The organism is Flavobacterium muglaense (assembly GCF_014305155.1).
GTDB classification, from domain to species: Bacteria; Bacteroidota; Bacteroidia; order Flavobacteriales; family Flavobacteriaceae; genus Flavobacterium; species Flavobacterium muglaense.
In genome coordinates this window covers 43,959-64,608 of the sequence record NZ_JACRUK010000004.1, presented here as the reverse complement: position 1 = coordinate 64,608, position 20,650 = coordinate 43,959, and the positions used below count along the sequence as shown (strand labels likewise).

Annotated in this window: 17 protein-coding genes and 1 tRNA gene; 11 read left to right on the top strand and 7 right to left on the bottom strand. The window is 34.9% G+C overall.

Annotated elements, in window-relative coordinates; translation table 11 throughout:
* Window positions 1-85 precede the first annotated feature (85 nt).
* The 5 genes from H8R24_RS03050 to H8R24_RS03030 form a co-directional block, all read right to left on the bottom strand.
* Window positions 86-310, bottom strand: a complete 225-nt coding sequence (locus H8R24_RS03050) for a DUF6814 family protein (protein WP_187017105.1) — start codon at window positions 308-310, stop codon at window positions 86-88.
* A 20-nt stretch (window positions 311-330) separates the two neighbouring features.
* Window positions 331-2,142 (bottom strand): MFS transporter, encoded by a 1,812-nt coding sequence (locus H8R24_RS18135; RefSeq protein WP_225876760.1) that lies wholly within the window; start codon window positions 2,140-2,142, stop codon window positions 331-333.
* A gap of 27 nt (window positions 2,143-2,169) precedes the next feature.
* Window positions 2,170-3,408, bottom strand: a complete 1,239-nt coding sequence (locus H8R24_RS03040; protein WP_187017104.1) for a hypothetical protein — start codon at window positions 3,406-3,408, stop codon at window positions 2,170-2,172.
* A 106-nt stretch (window positions 3,409-3,514) separates the two neighbouring features.
* A complete protein-coding gene (locus H8R24_RS03035) occupies window positions 3,515-3,934 on the bottom strand; it encodes an IS1/IS1595 family N-terminal zinc-binding domain-containing protein (protein WP_187017103.1) in 420 nt (139 codons plus the stop codon).
* A 392-nt stretch (window positions 3,935-4,326) separates the two neighbouring features.
* Window positions 4,327-4,399 (bottom strand) — tRNA-Phe (locus H8R24_RS03030).
* A gap of 126 nt (window positions 4,400-4,525) precedes the next feature.
* Here H8R24_RS03030 and H8R24_RS03025 point away from each other — a divergent pair.
* From H8R24_RS03025 to H8R24_RS03000, 6 genes are all read left to right on the top strand, one after another.
* Entirely contained in the window at window positions 4,526-5,260 is a 735-nt protein-coding gene (locus H8R24_RS03025) for a type III pantothenate kinase (RefSeq protein WP_187017102.1), read from the top strand.
* On the top strand, window positions 5,253-6,503 hold the full coding sequence (locus tag H8R24_RS03020) for a hypothetical protein (protein WP_187017101.1): 1,251 nt from the start codon (window positions 5,253-5,255) through the stop codon (window positions 6,501-6,503). Before H8R24_RS03025 ends, H8R24_RS03020 begins: the two co-directional genes overlap by 8 nt.
* Before the next feature lie 50 nt (window positions 6,504-6,553).
* On the top strand, window positions 6,554-7,108 hold the full coding sequence (gene lptC / locus H8R24_RS03015; RefSeq protein WP_187017100.1) for an LPS export ABC transporter periplasmic protein LptC: 555 nt from the start codon (window positions 6,554-6,556) through the stop codon (window positions 7,106-7,108).
* 17 nt (window positions 7,109-7,125) lie between these two features.
* A complete protein-coding gene (locus tag H8R24_RS03010) occupies window positions 7,126-7,320 on the top strand; it encodes a DUF6526 family protein (protein WP_187017099.1) in 195 nt (64 codons plus the stop codon).
* 3 nt (window positions 7,321-7,323) lie between these two features.
* The gene (locus H8R24_RS03005) at window positions 7,324-8,583 is read left to right on the top strand and encodes a hemolysin family protein (protein WP_187017098.1); all 1,260 of its coding nucleotides are present in this window, start codon (window positions 7,324-7,326) and stop codon (window positions 8,581-8,583) included.
* Between the two features lie 107 nt (window positions 8,584-8,690).
* Window positions 8,691-10,790 carry a peptidylprolyl isomerase gene (locus H8R24_RS03000; protein WP_187017097.1) on the top strand — a complete coding sequence of 700 codons (2,100 nt, stop codon included), beginning with the start codon at window positions 8,691-8,693 and terminating at the stop codon, window positions 10,788-10,790.
* 104 nt (window positions 10,791-10,894) lie between these two features.
* Here the strand turns inward: H8R24_RS03000 and H8R24_RS02995 are convergent, their stop codons facing one another.
* Both H8R24_RS02995 and H8R24_RS02990 read right to left on the bottom strand, forming a co-directional pair.
* Window positions 10,895-11,809 (bottom strand): GYDIA family GHMP kinase, encoded by a 915-nt coding sequence (locus tag H8R24_RS02995; RefSeq protein WP_187017096.1) that lies wholly within the window; start codon window positions 11,807-11,809, stop codon window positions 10,895-10,897.
* A 46-nt stretch (window positions 11,810-11,855) separates the two neighbouring features.
* Window positions 11,856-13,172: a hydroxymethylglutaryl-CoA reductase, degradative gene (locus tag H8R24_RS02990; protein ID WP_187017095.1), complete on the bottom strand. Its 1,317-nt coding sequence runs from the start codon at window positions 13,170-13,172 to the stop codon at window positions 11,856-11,858.
* Window positions 13,173-13,352: 180 nt separating this feature from the next.
* Between H8R24_RS02990 and H8R24_RS02985 the strand changes: the two genes are divergently transcribed.
* The 5 genes from H8R24_RS02985 to H8R24_RS02965 are packed head-to-tail and all read left to right on the top strand — an operon-like array spanning window position 13,353 to window position 20,648.
* Window positions 13,353-15,521: a S9 family peptidase gene (locus H8R24_RS02985; RefSeq protein WP_187017094.1), complete on the top strand. Its 2,169-nt coding sequence runs from the start codon at window positions 13,353-13,355 to the stop codon at window positions 15,519-15,521.
* A 7-nt stretch (window positions 15,522-15,528) separates the two neighbouring features.
* Window positions 15,529-17,016 (top strand): peptide MFS transporter, encoded by a 1,488-nt coding sequence (locus tag H8R24_RS02980; RefSeq protein ID WP_187017093.1) that lies wholly within the window; start codon window positions 15,529-15,531, stop codon window positions 17,014-17,016.
* Between the two features lie 26 nt (window positions 17,017-17,042).
* On the top strand, window positions 17,043-18,554 hold the full coding sequence (locus tag H8R24_RS02975) for a peptide MFS transporter (protein WP_187017092.1): 1,512 nt from the start codon (window positions 17,043-17,045) through the stop codon (window positions 18,552-18,554).
* Between the two features lie 33 nt (window positions 18,555-18,587).
* Window positions 18,588-20,129 carry a peptide MFS transporter gene (locus tag H8R24_RS02970; protein WP_187017091.1) on the top strand — a complete coding sequence of 514 codons (1,542 nt, stop codon included), beginning with the start codon at window positions 18,588-18,590 and terminating at the stop codon, window positions 20,127-20,129.
* Between the two features lie 54 nt (window positions 20,130-20,183).
* Window positions 20,184-20,648, top strand: a complete 465-nt coding sequence (locus H8R24_RS02965; protein ID WP_187017090.1) for a thioredoxin family protein — start codon at window positions 20,184-20,186, stop codon at window positions 20,646-20,648.
* Window positions 20,649-20,650: the final 2 nt, after the last annotated feature.

Below are 20,650 nucleotides of genomic sequence, written 5' to 3'. Positions count from 1 at the left end.
CTTTTTTTCATTATAATTTTAATAAATAAACAATCTCTACATAAAAATACGTAGAGATTGTTAGAAATAAACTAAGAATTAATTATTATTTTTCATCATCATCATATTCGCCTGACAAGCAGTATTTACCAAAAGTAAACAGTCCGTAAGCAATTAATGGGCATAATATAAAGGTGTATATTATTGCTGGTATTAGTTTTTCGCCACCCGCTTGCCACATTCCAAGTGCTTGGTTCACGAATAAATAGTATACGGATATGGCTCCAATGGCAATCCATACAATTCCTAAAAGTCTTTTGAATTTATTCATTTTTTAGTTTTTTAAGGTTATTAATCGTGTACGTTTTTGTCGTTTGATTTTAAGTAAACCACTCCAATTACTAAACACACACTCGCTACAATAATAGGGTACCAAAGTCCTTCTAAATAAGGCTTGTCAAAAGGTAACACTTCTCCAGCTTCTTTAGCAATATCATTGGCTTTTTTTGCATTCAATGCTAAGAATGTTGCAACTGCAGGTAATAGTCCTCCAAAGATTCCGTTACCGACGTGGTAAGGTAAGCTCATTGAAGTATAGCGTATTTTAGCAGGGAACATTTCGACTAAGAAAGCGGCAATAGGTCCATAAACCATAGTCACAAACAATACTTGAATGAATACCATCCAGATCAAATGCCATTTCGTATCATCAGTAATTTGTTTTACGACTTCGGTTCCTTTTTTCAAACTGATACCTGCTGGGTGGTGCTTAAGTCCCGCTCCTTCAGTGAACGTTTTTAAGGTAAAGGCCGCTAGTGTATCTACTTTTATAGGTTTTTCGTCTGCTTTTATACCGTTTTTGAGTTTGAAAGTATTGATCGTGGTTGTCGCTCCATCGGTAGTAGTGTATTTGATCCAAGTTTCATTTTTATCATTTGCTTTAGCATCAAACACAATTGGATTTGCTGCGTACAAAGTATCTGTTTTAGTATAATGAAATTTAGCTCCCGTATTGTATAATGAGTCGGTTTTAGTGACTAAAAGAATTTTGGTTTTTTTAATCGAAGGATCCTTTTTGTCGTCTTCGGTTTTGATATCAGCAATGGTGCTTCCAATTACTTTACAACTGTCTAGAACAACTGCGCTTCCGGCCGCTTTCATTGATTTTTCGTTGGCAGATTCGTACATAGACGTATAAATAGGACGATAGGCAAAAATCGCGATAAGCATTCCAAACATCATTATCCATTTTCGACTCATTTTATCAGATAACCATCCAAATAATACAAAAAACGGTGTTCCTAAAGCCAAAGATATCAACATGATATTATCGGATATATCTTTGTCAATACTCATGGTTTTTTCGATAAAACTCATGGCGTAGAATTGTCCAGTGTACCAGATTACACCTTGTCCCATTGTTGCTCCAAATAAAGCCAACAATACAAATTTGAAGTTTAATTTGTTTCCAAAACTTTCTTTTAAGGGATTTTTAGAGATTTCACCATCTTCCTTTACTTTAGCAAATACAGGAGATTCGTGCATGTTTCTTCTGATGACAAATGATACCACAATCATGATAATTGAAGCCCAGAACGGTATTCTCCATCCCCAATCAGAAAATTCTTCTTTGGTTAATGAGTGTCTTACAATATAGATAACGATAAGTGATATAAATAAACCTACGGTTGCAGTAGTTTGAATCCAAGAAGTGAAAAAACCTCTTCTGTTGGTAGGGGAGTGCTCAGCAACATAGGTTGCGGCTCCTCCATATTCACCACCTAGGGCTAAACCTTGTAATAATCTTAGTATCAATACTAATGTTGGTGCCATAAAGCCAATAGTTTCGTAGCTTGGTACACAACCAATTAAAAATGTTGCGCCACCCATCAATAGTAAGGTGACCATAAAGGTGTATTTTCGACCTATTAAATCGCCTAATCTACCAAAGAATAATGCTCCAAAAGGGCGTACTACAAATCCTGCCGCAAAGGTTGCAAGCGTGGATAGGAAGGCTGCCGTTGGGTTATCGGGTGGGAAAAACTTGGTGGACAATAAAGTTGCTAAACTCCCAAAAATGTAGAAGTCATACCATTCAATCATTGTTCCCATTGAGGATGCAGAAATCACTTTCCAAATCCCTGTTGTTGACTTTGTACTCATAAAATATTGTTTTTTTTGGTTGGTTAATTATAGGTAAATCATTGCTTGTAGTGTAACTGTATTTACGGCTTTATCTGAAGCGTATTTTAAAGTTTGGTATTCTAAAGTAAGTTTAGAATTGTGACCGCTGAAAAAAGCGTTGGCTCCAATTCCTAATTGCGAAGCATTGTCGTTTAGTACATCGATTTTTCTACTGTCATACGATAAGTAAGGTTGAAAACGTGTTTTGGATTTCCCAGGAAGCACATATCCTAAGTGGGTGTGAATCATTGATCCCGTTTCGTAAGTGGTCCCGAGTCTGTAATTTTTTCCGTAATCAGTGTTTTGATATAAAGCATAAGCGGTTACTGCAGCTCCTTTTTTTCCTACGGGAACATCATAAAAAGCGTCAAGTCCAAAAATGTTTACGTTTTCTCCAGTTAAATTTCCTGCAAGGTCTGCAACTACAGATCCGTTTGGGTGAGAAAAGAACCCTGCACCTATGTTGAATACTTTTTTAGTTCCTAAATAAGTTCCCACTTTATACGGTAAAAAGTTACTCTCTGCATCTAGAAAACCGTATTCAAAATAACCAGCGTAAGTACGTCCAGCTTCTTTAGAACCTAATAATCTTGCTCCTGTATACGTTGCTGCGCCTCCGTTTGTAGGTACAGTTGTTGCTTGTAAGTTTGTTGTTGCGGCTCCGTTTATAGAAACACGGTATTGAAATTTACCCACGGTTCCTTTGGCGTAAACCCCAATGTGTCTTGCAAATTGATCTGATAAACCTAGGGTTGCCCATGCTTGTCTATCGTTATCCAAGGTCATGATGTTTAAGGTGCTTTGGTTGTTTAGTCTTGAGATTCCGTTCCAGTAATGCAATCCCGCTCCAATAGCGTTGTTTTTTCCTAAGCTGTATTGGGCCCAAACGTCGTGAAGGAATAATTGAGAACTCTCTCCTTTTCCAGTTGGCGTAAGATTAGCCGAGTTCAGACTATTTAGTCCGAAATGCGTTAAAATTAAAAAGTCTTTATTAATTTGAGCATACATTAAAACACGCGCTCTTCGTACGCTAAAGTCGAGATCAGCTTGTTCTTTTCCGTTTGCATCTAGTGGACGATCTGAGTTGTATTGTCCCCAAATTTGTGCCCAAGAAATGACTCTAAGGTATTTTGAACCATCTTCGTTTAAATTAAATTTCATTCCAGCGCCATAATCTGGCGATCCTTGAGAAAAACCTTTAAAGCTGAATAACAGCGCAACTGCAATCAAATATATTTTTTTCATAATTAAATTAGGTTTGGTTGGTAATGTGGTTGGTTATAACGGTGCCAAATTCTAATTTTTTGTTAATAAAAAAAATTATGATATATATTTGTGTAAAGTAGTATAGTTAATCTTTAAAACGTTCCCATTTTATAAGCATAAATTTATCGCCAAGCTCTGTGATGATCATTCCGGCTCCGGATAGTAATTCTTTTTTTTTGAGGTATTCAATAAGCTCTAAATGGTTAAATATCTTGTAGGTAGGGTGGTAATTGGCGTGTGATGGCTTTTTTATATTGAATGACTTTACCCAGTTGCTAATGGTAACATGAGAAACGCCAATAATACGCTCGATTTCTCGATAGCTTAAGCCTTCGAGGTAAAGTTGTAAAGCTTTGGTAACATAGTAATCATCTATCTTTTTACCTATTTTGGCAACCGTGAAGAAGTATTTGCATTTTTTGCATAAATACCTTTGTTTACTGTTGATTACACCACTTTTTATGATTTCATTTCCTTGGCATTTTGGGCAGCTTAAAATCTCCATGTATATAAATTTTGCATAAATATAGTAAATTAGCAATAATTATTTTTCGAATTCAATAAAAAATAATTACAGAACATTTAGTTTTTTAGCAAAATTACTAATAATTCGCATTCAAAAGTGATTTTAAGGTGATAACTAATGTGGATTACGGAGGATTTATAAGTTTTTTTAAAAGGATCAGTAGTTCTTTTTTTTTAAATAGTTGTTATTGAATTTTGGATGAAGTTGAATGGGTTTGGATTGAAACGATCGGGAAATAGAGGGTTCTTTTGGGTAGCGATAGATATCGGTTTTAATTTTAGGATAGTATGTTTTTTGGGATTGATCCGTAATGCAGTTGTAGAAAGGGTTGTAAAACAAAAAACCCGAATATTTCTATTCGGGTTTTAAAGTGGTGCCTCCAGGGATCGAACCAGGGACACATGGATTTTCAGTCCATTGCTCTACCATCTGAGCTAAGGCACCATTTTTGCTTCTAGTAAGCAGTAATGCTTGTTTGTTGCGGGTGCAAATATAGAATCATTTTTAGTATATCCAAAACATTTTTTTAAAAAAATCAATTCGTACCTTTGTAATATCAAAAGATAATTTATGATTTTAACAGTTGATGTAGGGAATACTCGAATTAAAAGCGCTGTTTTTGAGGAAGATACTGCTTTGGAGTATTTTGTTTTTGATGCAAATGAGCTGCACGAAAAAATTAAAAATATTTTAAAAGAATACAATAACATCACTCATTTGGTGGTGGCTTCGGTGGGAAAAGTGGGTAAAGATTCTTTTTTGGAGTTTGAACAACAGCTTTCGGTTCATTTTTTTTCAAATGAAGATATTTTTCCTTTCGAAAATAAATACGGTACACCAAAAACTTTAGGAATTGATCGAATGGTCCTTGCGGCTGGCGCAACTTTACAGTTCCCCAAACAGAATCGACTGGTTGTTGATGTAGGTACTTGTATTACCTATGATTATGTAGATCAGGATGATAATTATCAAGGAGGGGCTATTTCTCCAGGTTTTAGATTGCGATATGAAGCATTGCATAATTATACTGCTAAGTTGCCGTTGTTGCAATTGGATAGTCCGGAGCATTTGATCGGAAAATCAACCGATCAGTCGATACATTCGGGGGTGGTCAACGGATTGGTCTATGAGATTGACGGTTTTATCGATGAATATAGACAGCTCGGTTTAAATTTTATAATAATTTTAACGGGTGGAGACGCAGATTTTTTGGCTAAACGATTAAAAAATACCATATTTGCCAATTCAAATTTTCTTTTAGAGAGTTTGAACCAAACATTTCAATATAAAATCAAAAATGATTAAAAAAATTATAGTAAGCGCTTTTTTATTATTGTCGCTTGTTTCCTTTGCTCAGGAAGGGACTTCGTCTCCTTATTCTTATTACGGTATTGGTGATGTGAGATTTAGAGGTACCGTTGAGAGTCGCTCTATGGGTGGAGTAGCTGTTGAACAGGATAGTATCCATATCAACTTAGAAAATCCTGCTAGTTTTGCTAATTTAAAGCTAACTACTTTTGCTTTGGGAGGAACTTATGCTACAAATAAATTGAAAACCGATTCAAATACTGAAAATGCAAGACGTACCACTTTGGATTATTTAGCTGTTGGTTTACCAATGGGTAAAGTAGGAGTTGGGTTTGGATTGATTCCGTATTCTTCTGTGGGGTATAAAATTCAGTCGCTATCGGATGTAGTTGATGCTAGTAATAGACGCTACAATGGTGAAGGTGGTTTGAATAAAGTGTTCTTAGGGGCAGGTTATAAGCTTACACCTAAATTGAGTATTGGAGCTGATTTTAATTATAATTTTGGTAAAATCACTACCTCTAGTTTAGACTTTGTAAATGGTATTCCTATTGGAACACGGGAAGTTAATACTGCCGATTTATCTGGTGTTAATTTTAATATCGGTGCCATGTACCAAGCGAAAATTACCGATAAATTAAGTTTGTTTACAAGTTTGAATTATTCATTGCAGCATTCTTTGACTTCTCAAAATACAAGAAATATTTCTACAGTTCGATATAATAGTGCTTTTAGCGTTTCAGTTGTCGATGTTTTAGCTGAGCAAAGCAGTAGAGTGAACTTAAGTTTTCCTAGTAAAGTATCTTTTAGCGCAGGTATAGGAGAAGCGAGAAAATGGCTTGTTGGTGGGAAAATTGAATATCAGGGAAGAGCTGCTCAGGCCAATGATTATAATGCTGCTCCAAATGTAGGTTACGGTAAGTATGCCACTGCTAGTTTAGGAGGGTATTTTATTCCTAATTATAATTCGTTTTCGAGCTACGCAAAGAGAATTGTTTATAGAGGAGGTCTTCGTTATGAGAAAACAGGGCTAGTTGTAAATGGCGAGTCTATTAATGATTTAGGATTTACTCTTGGTCTAGGAATGCCTATTAATGGTGTTTTTTCTAATGTAAATTTTGGTTTCGAAATGGGAAAAAAAGGGACTACTGCGGCAAGCTTGGTTCAAGAAAATTATATGAAAATTAGTGTGGGATTCTCATTAAATGATAAATGGTTTGTTAAATCTAAATTTAATTAATTCATAAAAATGTATTTTTGTGAGCAAAACTAACTTGTTCCATCTATTAAATGATTTTAAGAAAAAAATATAACGTACTTCCAGTAGTCACAGCCTTTGCTGTGACTCTGTTTTTTGGTTGCGAAAGTAATTTTAAAGAAGTTCAAAAAATTAATTTCACGGAGTTTACACCTAGTAGTGATGCGGACACTGTGAATCTAAAATACACAGACTCTGGATTAATAAAGGTGGTGTTGATTAGTCCTAAAATGTTGGATTATGGCACGGTTGCCTTTCCTTTTACTGATTTTCCTAAGGGTGTTGATGTTACTTTGTATGATAACAAGGGAAAGAAAACTCATGTAACTTCGAATTATGCGGTATCGTATAAAGAAACGGGTATTATCGATTTGCAAGGTAAAGTGAAGATTGTTTCGGAGGCTGGACAGACATTGGAAACAGAGCAATTGTACTTCGATCAAAAGAATGAATGGTTTTTTACCGAGAAAAAGTTTAAATTTACAGATGTAAAAGGCTCATCAATTGGTCAAGGAATCGATTTTAGTAAGGATTTCAAAGTGATTAATTCACAAAGAATCACGGGTGAATTTGATTCAGCCGAATAAATTTCAAATTATATATTATGGGTTATTTAAAATATACACATTACGTTTATCTTATTGCTGCTGTTTTCTTTGCAGTAAAAGCATTTCAAGGCTGGACTGAGGATACAGATGAGCATTTTCTTTTTATAGGTATTGCCGTATTGGCTGTTTTTATGTTCTTCTTCCGTCGCAAATTTGCTGCTAAGATGAACAATCGTAATCCTAAAGCCTAATTCATGGATATTAGTATTATAATAATATGCTTAATACTATGTGCTTTTTTTTCTGGGATGGAAATAGCATTTATTTCTTCGAATAAAATTTACTTAGAAATAGAAAAAAAGCAGAATAATTTTCTTTCGAGAATCCTAACTAAACTTACCGAAAAACCTTCTAAGTTTATTGCAACTATGCTTATTGGAAACAATATTGCCTTAGTAGTATATGGTTTTTTTATGGGTGATTTGTTAATGAATTGGGTAGATTCATTAGCGTTTCATTTGTCTGATTTGTCCAATTTGTTTCTGCAAACTTTTTTATCGACCTTAATTGTTTTGATTACGGCTGAGTTTATGCCGAAAGTTTTTTTTCAAATTTATGCCAATGTCCTGATTAAGTTCTTTGCCATTCCGGCTTATTTTTTCTACCAGTTGTTTTATTTTATTTCGACTTTCTTTATTTGGGTGTCTGATTTTATTTTGAAAAAATTCTTTAGAACAGATGGGGATCAAATTCAGTTGTACTTTAGTAAGGTAGAATTGGGTAATTATATCACAGAGCAAATGAGTACTGTGGAAGATAATGATGAAGTCGATTCGGAGATCCAGATGTTTCAAAATGCGCTCGAATTTTCGGGGGTAAAAGCGAGAGATGTTATGAGTCCAAGAACGGAACTGGTGGCTATAGATTTACATGATTCTATTGATGCGCTTAAGGAAATGTTCATTGAAACTGGTTATTCGAAAATTGTAGTTTACGAAAACTCTTTTGACGAGATTGTAGGTTATGTGCATTCTTTTGATTTGTTTAAAAAGCCAAAAAGTATAAAGTCAGTCGTTATTCCTGTTGAGTTTGTTCCTGAAACCATTTTTATTAAGGATGTTATGAATTTGTTGACCAAAAAAAGGAAGAGCGTAGCAGTGGTTTTGGATGAGTACGGCGGTACTTCTGGAATTGTTACAATTGAAGATATTGTTGAAGAACTTTTTGGAGAAATTGAAGATGAGCATGATTCAGACGAAGAATTGATCGAAAAGGAACTGGCTGAAGACAGTTATCTTTTTTCGGCTCGGTTTGATGTAGAATATTTGAATCAAAACTATAAATTGAGTATTCCAGAAAGTGATTCGTATGGAACATTAGGAGGATTTATTGTTGATTTTACAAAAGAGATTCCGCTAAAAGGAGAAGAAATCACCATAGGAAACTATCATTTTGTGATAGAAGAAGCAACAAATAAGAAAATTGAATTGGTCATTATGACCATAAAAGAGTGATTTATTTTATAAAAATATTTTTTTTGTAAAATAAAACGCTACTAGTATAATTATTAATTAGATAATTGTATTTTCGCAAACTGAATATAAAATTAACAACAATAAAAATGGCAGTTTTATCAAAAATTAGACAACGTTCCGCTTTAATGATTGCAGTTATCGCATTAGCTTTATTTGCTTTTATCATAGGTGATTTATTTAAAAGTGGTAGTTTCAACAGTACGTCAAAGGATGTAGGAAGTATCAATGGAAAAGATATTGCATTTGAAGACTTTAGAATAAAAGTAAGTAATGTGGAAAAAAGTGGTCAAGGAATCACGTCTACAGCAGCAGCTAATAAAGTATGGGATCAAGAAGTTTCAATAGCTTTATTAACTTCTGAATTTGATAAATTAGGACTTAGAGTAGGTGAAAAGCACTTATTAGAAGTTTTAAAAGCAGATCAAAACATTGGTAATAATCCGTTGTTTTTGAATGCAGCAGGAATGTTTGATCTTGGTAAATTCAAAGAATATTTCAAAACAAATCCAGCACAAGCTCAATATTTGAAAGATAGAGAGAAAGATGCTGAGCTGAATGCGAAGTTTCAAATTTACAATACAATGATTAAAGCAGCTATCTACACTACTGAAAGTGAAGGGAAGTTGAGTTATGAAATGAGCGCTAACAAAGTAAACTTTGCTTATGTAGCTGGTTTGTATTCAACAATTAAAGATAGTGATGTTAAAATTACAGATGCTGACATCTTAGAGTACATGAAAAAGAATCAAAAGAAATTTAAAGCTGACGAGTCTCGTGAGGTTGAATATGTTTTGATTGAAGATAAAGCATCTAAAGAAGACGAAGCTGAAGTGAAGTCTAAAATCAATGCGTTGTTATCTGGAAGCGTGGTATACAACCAAGCAACTGGTAAAAATGATACACTTTCTGGATTTAGAGCGGCTAAGAATACAGCTGATTTTGTGAACTCTAATTCAGATGTTCCTTATGATTCAACTTATATCGCCAAAAAAGATTTACCTGCAATCGATGCTGATAAATTGTTTAACCTAGCGCCAGGTGAAGTTTATGGTCCTTACGTTTTTGGTAAATACTACTGTATCTCAAAATCAATGGGAAGAAAAAACGGTGTTAATGCAAAAGCAAGTCACATCTTAATAAGTTACGAAGGAACTCAAGTTCCAAATCAAAAAGAAAGTAGAACTAAAGAAGAAGCAAAAATTAAAGCAGAAGAAATTCTAGCGCAAGTAAATGCTAATCCAGATAGTTTTATGATGTTGGCTTTTCAAAGCTCTGATGATTCATCTGCACAACAAGGTGGTGATTTAGGTTATTTTGGGTCTAACCAAATGGTAAAACCATTCAATGATTTTGTTTTCAATAACGGAATTGGAAAAGTTGGTTTAGTTGAAACTCCTTTTGGATTTCATATTATAAAAATTACAGATAAGCAAGATGGAATTCGTTTAGCAACGGTTGCTCAAAAAATCGAAGCTTCTGCAGCTACTTCTGATAAAGTGTTTACACAAGCGACTAAGTTTGAAATGGATGCTACAGATAAAGGATTTTCTAAAGTAGCTAAGGATATGGCGCTTACTGTTGCTGCTCCAGTTACTGTGAGTGTAATGGATGAAAATTTTGGACCATTAGGTAATCAAAGATCTATTGTAAGATGGGCTTTTGAAGATGGAACTAAAATTGGTACTGTAAAACGTTTTGAAGTGGCTAACTTAGGTCACGTTATTGCAACAGTAAAAGGAATTGATGATTCTGGTTTGGTTTCTGTTACACAAGCTAGATCTTATGTAGAGTCAATCCTTAAAAACAAGAAAAAAGCGGAGTTGATTAAAGCTAAAATGACTGGAACTACGCTAGAAGCGATTGCTAAAGCTACAGGTTCTACTGTGCAACAAGCAACAGATGTAACTTTACAAAATCCAGTTTTAACTGGAGGTGTTGGTCAAGAACCTAAAGTAGTGGGTAATGCATTTGCTTTAGCAGCAAATAAATTATCAGCGCCTATCGAAGGGGTTACTGGAGTTTATGTGGTTAAAAATATCAAAACTGTAAAAGCACCAGCTTTAAAAGAGCACGCTACTTATGTGTCACAATTGAAAGCGCAAACTGCTGGAGATGTAAACAGAGTGTTACCAGCTTTAAAAGACAATGCTGATATTAAAGACAACAGAAAACAATTCAACTACTAATTAAAAGTTAGTTATTATTTCATAAAAAAAACTCGATACTAAGTATCGAGTTTTTTTATGCTTTGTAATGTAATGGGCGTACTGGTTTTTGTTTTATCATTTAGTTATAAAATCATTTCCTCATACGTTAGTATGGTGTTGAATCCTTTTGAATGGAAGTATTCGGTAGGGTTTAGTTCGCTTACAGCAAGTATAAAATCACCTCCCCAAGCACCAAGACTTTTTATAGTCCCATTAAAATCAGTAAATGCTATTTCCTTAATGGTGTTGGTTTCTAATATATGACTCAAGGTTGCCTCGTGTTTTTCTAATGCAGTCGTAAATACAGATGCAGTATTTGCTTGTAGTGTCGCATTTGTTAGTGTTGTGATAGTCTCAATATTTTTTTTAAGATTATCGGTTTTGTTTTTTTGATAATTGGCAATAGCGGTCTTGCTGTTTTGCTTTTTATTAAGGTAAACAAAATAAATGTTTTTAGTAAACGCAGGATCAAAGATTACTTTTTTAACTACGGGTTTGTTGTCGATGATTTGGTAGGTAATAGGGTAGTTGTTTTGCGCGCAGGCAATATCGTAACCGCTACCTCCAAAACTGGTTTTTAGTAGCTCAAACGCGTCAATTTGCAGCCACTGAGCGATGTTGTTGATTAATGTTGAAGATGTTCCCAGTCCCCACTTTTTAGGAAAACTAAGTGTTGTTGTGATTTGGTATCCTAAATCTGTACCTAAAAAACTAGCGTTTTTCAAATAAGCTTCATGTAGGATGGTGATTAATGTTTCTTTTACCGTTGGATTGTCGGTGGTTTTGTGGTTTTTTATTGCGGCGAATGTCAATTTGGCTTCAAACCAAATTGTGCCATCGTCATTGTAGCTTTTCCAGTCTATTTCTTGATTTACCCCTTCTGTTACAGTAAGGTTTTGTCCAAATTTTGTAGGCAATGCAAATGCTTTCGCTCCATCTAAAACCAGGTATTCACCGGTGATTAATAGTTTTCCGTTGCTGTAAAAAGTCTGCTTCATTGATCTCAAGTTTTGTTTTTGTATTTGCGAAAAGCTTTTTATAAAATTACTGGCGTATCTGTTCTATAAGTGCTACAACCGCGCTGTGGGTAATAGCATTTTGTTTAAAATGAGCTCTAACCGTGATGCGCTCGGTATCTGTTGCGTCAAATTGATTTAGAATGTTATTTAAGTGCATTTTCATGTGGCCATCTTGGATTCCGGTTGTAGTCAAAGAACGCAATGCGGCAAAATTTTGCGCTAAACCTGCTACAGCAACAAACTGCATTAGTTCTTGAGCAGTTGGTTTTTCTAGCATTTCTAAGGACAGCTTTACTAATGGGTGTAAAGAGGTTAATCCGCCTACGGTTCCTAAAGCGAGTGGAATTTCCAGCCAAAAGCTAAAGATTCCGTTTTCAACCTTGGCATGTGATAAGCTGGAGTATTGCCCTGATTTTGCAGCATAAGCATGAATTCCGGCTTCAACAGCCCTAAAGTCATTTCCTGTTGCTAGTACCACGGCATCTATACCGTTCATGATTCCTTTATTATGTGTAACCGCGCGGTAAGGCTCTACTTCGGCAATTTGTACGGCTTGAACAAAACGTTCGGCAAAGTCTAGTGGATTTTCAATTTGCTTTTCCTTCAAGTCGGCTACAGGACATGAAACTTCGGCACGTACAATACAATTGGGAACATAATTAGAAAGAATACTCATGACCACTTGGATGTCTTTTTCAGCATCAGTAAACAAGTCGTACTGCAAGGCTTCATTTTTTAATGTTTTGGCAAATTGCTCTAAACAGGAATTGATAAAGTTAGCGCCCATGCTGTCCTTGGTTTCAAAGGTAGCGTGCAATTGGTAGTAGTTTTCTAGTAAATTAGTTTTGTCATTTAAAGCAATATCTAGTATCCCTCCGCCACGTTTTTGCATGTTTTTTGTAATGCTTTCGGTCTCAGAGAAAAACGTTGCCTTTGTTTGGGCAAAAAATAAGGCTAGTTTTGATACATCGCCTTTGTATATAAAATGAACTTGACCGTTCTTTTCGGTATTGATTATGCTAGCTTTGAATCCGCCACGAGTAGACCAAAATTTAGCAGCTTTTGAGGCTGCGGCTACAACAGAGCTTTCTTCAATAGCCATCGGAATGGTGCTGTATTTGCCGTTAATTAAAAAATTTGGCGCAACTCCAAGTGGGATGTAGAAGTTGGTAATGGTGTTTTCGATGAATTCATCATGTAAATTTTGAATTTTTTCATCTGTATTCCAGTAGTTTTTTAACAAAGCGATAGCTTCTGTCGGTGTCGAAAAGTATTCTTTGGCAATCCAATTTATTTTTTCTTCTTTCGATAATTTAGAAAATCCTGCAACAGCGTTATTCATTCTCAATAGATTATGTGATTATTAGTGGCAAAGATACGTTTTTAGCCGTTTTGTTACTCAATAAATGATAGTCATTACGAGACTGTTTTGACTATTGTTTTTAACATTTAACATATCAAATGTGAGATAATTGCAAAATTTTCACTATAATTGGTCTCTTTTTTACATATAAACCATATTATGAAATCTAAACAATTTTCGGTCTTATTTTTATTTTTGTGTTTTACTGTTTTTGGACAGCAAAAAATCACAGTCGATGAGATTTTTAGGGGTGCTTTTAGAGAGCAAGGAATGGACGAATTACAATCTTTGAAAAATTCGAATCAATACACGGTTTTAAACGCTGATCGTGCAACGCGGTCGATGCAAATTGATTTGTACGATTTTGCTACTCTAAAAAAGACAGCTACTTTAATTGATACTAAAAATCATGCGGGTTTACCATCAATAGATAGTTATACCTTTGACGCTACCGAAAAAATGATTTTGCTAGCTTGCAATACCAATCAAATTTTCCGTCACTCTTTTACGGCGGATTATTATTTATACAATACAACGAATAAAGAACTAACTAAATTATTCGACTTTCAAGTACAAGAACCTACGTTTTCTCCTGATGGAGAAATGATCGCTTACGCAAAAGACAACAATCTTTTTGTTTACAATTTAGCTACCAAAGTTTCGACTCAAATCACTATTGATGGAAAGAAGAATGCGATTATTAATGGAATTACCGACTGGGTTTATGAAGAAGAATTTGCTTTTGTAAAAGCGTTCGATTGGAGTAAGGACAGTAAAAAGGTAGCTTACATTCGTTTTGACGAAAGTGAAGTTCCTGAATTTTCGATGTCGATGTTTGGACAGGAATTGTATCCTACCGTTGAAACTTTTAAGTATCCAAAAGCGGGCGAGAAAAATGCCGAAGTTTCTTTGCATATTTACGATGTTGCCGCAGCAGCTACTAAAAAAGTGGATTTAGGGAAATACAACGACTTTTATATTGCGCGCATGCAATGGACAAATGATGTCAATGTGCTGTCGGCTCAGGTGTTAAATCGTCATCAAGATAATTTAGATTTATTGTTTATTGATGGGAATTCGGCTGTAGCCAAAGTGGTTTTGAACGAAAAAGACAAAGCGTATGTTGATGTAACGGATAACTTGACTTTCTTGAAAGACAATAGCTTTATCTGGACGAGTGAAAAAGACGGTTTCAACCACATTTATGTATACGATAAAAACGGAAAGTTGAAAAACCAAGTGACCAAAGGAAACTGGGAAGTGACTTCGTATTATGGTTTTGACGAAAAATCAAATTCGGTTTTCTATCAATCAACAGAAAACGGTTCGATCAACAGATCTATTTACAGCATTGCATTAGACGGAAAAAATAAGAAAGTGTTATCGAATGAAGTGGGGACAAACAAGGGAACTTTTAGTCCTAATTTTCAATACTACATTAATACATTTTCAAGTGCAAAACAGCCTACTCGTTATACTTTAAATGACGCTAAGTCTGGAAAACAATTGCAAGTGATTGAAGATAACGCTACATTGGCGTCAAGCCTTAAAAAATATGATTTGCCTGCTAAGGAGTTTTTTGTTTTAAAAACAGCAAAAGGAAACGAATTGAATGCATGGATCATGAAACCAAAAGATTTTGATCCTTCTAAAAAGTACCCTGTATTTATGTACCAATATTCGGGTCCAGGTTCTCAACAAGTAGCGAACCAAACAAACAGTGGAAATGATTATTGGTTCATGATGTTAACACAACAAGGCTATATTGTGGCTTGTGTGGATGGTAGAGGAACTGGTTTCAAGGGTGCCGATTTTAAAAAGGTAACGCAACTGGAATTAGGGAAATATGAGGTAGAAGATCAAATTGATGCTGCCAAAGTGATTGGGAATTACCCTTATGTGGATAAATCAAGAATTGGAATCTTTGGATGGTCGTTTGGTGGTTTTATGGCTTCCAACTGTTTGTTTAAAGGGAATGATACTTTTAAAATGGCAATTGCCGTGGCGCCAGTAACAAACTGGAGGTTTTATGACAGTGTGTACACAGAGCGTTACATGCATACGCCGCAAGAAAACGCAAGTGGATATGATGATAATTCACCTATTAATTATGTTGATGGGTTAAAAGGGAAGTTTTTATTAATTCACGGTAGTGGAGATGATAATGTGCATGTTCAAAACTCGATGCAAATGATGGAAGCGTTGATTCAAGCTAATAAACAATTTGATTCGCAAATCTATCCAGATAAAAATCACGGGATTTACGGAGGTTACACTAGAATTCAGTTGTACAACAAGATGACCAACTTTATTAAAGCTAACCTGTAAGCCGGAAATGAGTACAACAAATTTATCTTTAGACCAAATTCAAAATTTCGAAGGGAAGTATCCAAAACAATTATGGTACTTGTTTTTAGTCGAAATGTGGGAACGTTTTTGTTTCTATGGCATGCGAGGCGTATTAACATTTTTTATGGTTGATCAGCTTTTGTTAAATGACGCTGCAGCCAATCTACAATATGGAGCTATCCAAGCATTTGTTTATGCGTTTACCTTTATTGGAGGTATATTTGCCGATAAGATTTTGGGATTTCGAAAATCCTTATTCTTTGGAGGAATAGTTATGATATTAGGTAACTTATTGATTGCCTTTTCTCCTATAGATCTGTTTTATTATGGGATGGCTTTTTCAATTATCGGCACAGGTTTTTTTAAACCTAATATATCGTCGATGGTAGGGGAATTATACCATGAAAGCGATCCTCGTAGAGATGCAGGTTACGGAATGTTTTATGCCGGAATAAATATAGGAGGACTTTTAGGAGGTGCTTTGTGTATTTATTTAGGGAAATTTTACTCCTGGAAATTATGTTTTTTAGCTGCTGCAATAGTTATGATACTAGGGTTGTTAACCTTTTTATTTACTAAAAAACACCTTGGCCCTATAGGGGATTCTCCATTAATATCTTTAGATGCATCCAAAAGAAAAGTAAGAGAGGTTGCTGTCTATATTGGTTCTTTACTGTGTATACCATTTATTTTTATAATGGTTAAAAATACAGATTACACCGATTATTTCATGTATTCCATTGGTATAATAGCAATGGTTTATTTTGGGTTTGAGGTTGTTAAATTAAAGCAAATCAATTTACAAAAGAAGTTAATAGCCGCTTTTTTGTTTATTTTTTTCTATTTATTGTTTAATGCCATTTTTGAGCAAAGTGGTGGTTCTCTCTCCTTATTTGCAAAAGACAATCTGGATGATAATTTATTGTTCTTTAAAATCGATCCAAATGTTGTTAACAATAGTTCCAATTCTTTATTTGTAATTATATTTAGTCCCTTGGTCGGTTTATTGTGGTTATGGTTGGCGAAAAAGAAAATTGAACCCAATACGGTAATTAAATTTGGAATAGGATTTTTGTTTTTAGGAGCCTCTTTCTACTTGTTTTATTATACACGATTTTTTGCAGATGTGAATGGAATCACTTCATTGAACCTATTTACCTTTGCATATTTGGTTACTACATTAGGGGAGTTGTGTTTAGGGCCAATTGGGATGTCAATAATTACAAAACTATCACCCAAAAAGCTCTTTGGAATGATGATGGGATTGTGGTTCTTAGCAAGTGCTTTTGGGCAATTTTTCGCTGGAAAATTAGGAGCTGAAATGTCAAATGCTAACAATGGGATAACGTTAGTTTCAAAATTACAGTCTTATACCGAAGGTTATTATGATTTAGCAATCTATTCAATTATAGCTGGAGTAATATTGATTGTTTCTGCCCCTCTTATCAAAAAATTAATGCAAGAAGTTAAATAAAATAATTAGTAATCTAAAAATAAATTATGTCAAACACTAAAACGCAAGATCATCAATCGACCTTATTTGGTCATCCTATTGGATTATTCATCTTGTTCTTTACCGAAATGTGGGAACGCTTTTCATACTACGGTATGCGTGCTTTACTGGTTTTGTATATGACTACCGAGACAATGGGAGACGCAAGAGGACCAGGTTTAGGATGGACAAGTCAAGAAGCATTAGCCTTGTACGGATGGTACACGATGTTAGTGTATGTTATGTCTATTCCGGGTGGGATGATTGCGGATAAGTTGTTGGGACAGAAAAAAGCAGTTTTATTAGGAGCGGTGATACTTTGTATTGGGCATGGTGTACTGGTCTTTACATATACTTGGGCTTTTTATACGGGTCTTGGATTAGTGATTCTAGGAGTTGGATTATTGAAACCGAATATTTCTACTATGGTAGGAGGATTGTATGCTCAAGGCGATATTCGTAGAGATAAAGGATTTAGTATTTTTTATATCGGTATAAACACAGGATCTCTATTAGCTACATTAGTTATTGGTTTTGTTGTAGCGCAATGGGGTTGGCATGCTGGTTTTGGTTTAGCCGGTATCGCAATGGTGTTGGGGCTTGTAGTTTATGTATGGGGACAAAAATACTTGACACAAGTAGGTAATTTTGAAGTGCAAAAAGAAACTGTTGTTGACCAGAGCTCATACGGTTTACTTTTTAAAAATTTATTAAGTTCACAAACACAGTTATTCATAACGATTGCTCTTGCTGCGGTATCTATTTTTGGATGGTATGCTTTAGGGTGGGGATTTGGTTTGTTTTTTATTTTCTTGACAGTGATTGCTGCTTTGATGATGATGATTTACAAAGAATTAGACTCTCAACAAGATAAAGACCGTTTCTTAGTTTTGTTATTATCGTTTATTATGGTAATTATTTTCTGGGGAGCTTATGAGCAAGCAGGTGGATTAATGAATTTATACGCCGACTCAAAAACAGATAGAGACTTATTAGGGATGGAAGTTCCTACGGTGATGTTCCAAAGTTTAAATGCTGGTTTTATTATTATTTTTGCAGCAATTGTAGCTTCATATTGGGCTAATCGTAAGTTGAAAAGTAAGGAAGCTTCATCGATTTTTAAAATGGCAATAGGAATTATTATCATGGGATTTGGTTTTTTATTCATGGTTTTTGCTACCATGGAATTTGAAAAAGAAGGTTCGTCAAGTATGTTATGGTTGGTATTGGCGTATTTATTTCATACTATTGGGGAGCTTTGTATTTCACCAGTGGCACTGTCTTTTATAACGAAGTTGTCTCCAGTGAAATATGCCTCGTTAATGATGGGTGTGTATTTTGCAGCTACAGGTTTAGGGAATAAAGTAGCAGGAATTATAGGTGAATCAGCGAGTGAATTAGGAGAATACGCAGTGTTTTTGGGGATCTTAGTGTTTACAATTGTCATAGGAGCTTTGTTCTTGATGTTGCTTAAGCCGCTAAACCGTTTAACTCACGGAGCTGAGGATAACGAGAAATAAATATTTATTCCAATACAATTAAAAAAGTTTTATATGAGTCAAGATACTTCGGATCAATTTTTTAAAGATTCTGTCTTAGGACATCCAGCAGGTTTATTCGTGTTGTTTTTTACCGAAATGTGGGAGCGTTTTTCTTATTACGGAATGCGTGCATTGCTAGTATTGTTTTTAACCTCTTCAATTGCTAAAGGCGGTTGGGCATGGAGCGTTGAAGACGCATTAGGATTGTATGGTACGTATACCATGTCTGTATATTATACACCAGTAGTTGGTGGTTTTCTAGCCGATAAATATTTAGGATATCGTTGGGCAGTGATATTGGGAGCTTTGGCAATGACTTTAGGTCATGCTGCAATGGCTTTTGAGACGCCAACGATGCTATATGTGGGTATCGGTTGTTTAATAATTGGTAATGGTTTGTTCAAGCCAAACATGACTTCAATTATTTCTAATGCATACGAGAAACATCCTGAAAAGAAAGATGGAGCATATTCATTGTACTACATGGGAGTAAATGCAGGTGCCTTTTTAGGAATTATGCTTTGCGGATACATAGGCGAAAAAATTTCTTGGAGCTGGGGATTTGGTCTTGCAGGGATATTTATGTTCTTCGGGATGCTACAGTTTTATTTTACACAAAATATCTTTGGTAGTATTGGTTTAAAACCTACAGCAGCTTCTAAACAAGAATCAAAAGATAAAGCAGCACTTGAAAAAGTTCCTGCTAATATTGTTCGTGATCGTATTATAGCAGTATTGATTTTCTCTGTATTTACTATTTTCTTTTGGGCGGCATTTGAACAAGCAGGAGGGTCTATGACCATTTTTGCCGAAAAATTTACGCAAAGAGAATTGTTTGGTAGTAGTGCCATGATGTTTAAAATTGCGGATACTTTATTGACAATTGTTCCTTTGTTAATTATTACTTACGTTTTGATTAAGTTGTTTTCAAAAACGTTTGAGAGATATTCTAAAGGAAATATTATACTTTCTTTGAGTTTTGTAATAATTTGGGGAATTGTATTGTGGAAAGTTGGTAGAGAATATGCAGCAGTAGGAACAGAGGTCCCAGCTACTTGGTTCGGAATCCTGAACTCGTTGTTTATTGTGGTTTTTGCACCTGTATTTTCAAAATGGTGGGAGAGCAGATACAATCTTTCTGGGCCGATGAAATTTGGTTTAGGATTAACATTACTTGGTTTAGGCTTTGGTTTCTTAGCGTATGGAAGTATGGGTATCAATGCTGATTCTGTAGTTCGTGTAAGTATGTTTTGGTTGATCGCGGCTTATTTATTTCATACTTTAGGAGAACTTTGTATATCACCAGTTGGTTTGTCTTATGTAAGTAAGTTAGTACCGGCTAAGTGGATTGGTATTATGTTCGGAGTATACTATTTATTCATTGGTATGGGTAATAAAATTGCAGGATCAATGGGAGGAATGATTGAAACAATTACAACGCAATATAGTTTATCTACATTTTTTCTCATTTTTACCATCGTTCCAATGGGAGCAGGGTTATTAATGGTTATTTTATCGCCATTGATGAAAAAATTAATGCACGGTGTAAGGTAGACGACAGTTTGTGGAATAATTTTTGTTTAAATTTGTGTATAAATAAAATTAGTTATGAAGAAAATATATTTGATAGTAGTATTCTGTATTGGAATTGTTAGTGCGCAGGCACAAGATTTAAAATGGCATACTGATGTAAAAGAAGCGATTACTATAGCAAACAAGAAAAAGAAACCGCTGCTGTTATTCTTTACAGGTAGCGATTGGTGTGGATGGTGTATTCGTTTACAAAAAGAAGTCTTGAAAACACCTGATTTTAAAAAATGGGCTACTGATAATGTGGTTTTAGTCGAATTGGATTATCCAAGAAGAACTCCACAAGCACCAGAAATTAAAAAACAAAATGACGAGTTGCAACAAGCTTTTGCAATACAAGGTTTTCCAACAGTTCATTTTGCCAAAGGGACAGTGGATAAAGAAGGTAAGATTAATTTTGCAGGTTTAGGAAGTACAGGTTATGTATCTGGAGGTCCAGCAGCTTGGTTAGAAGTGGCTAACGGAATTATCAAAAAAAAATAAAT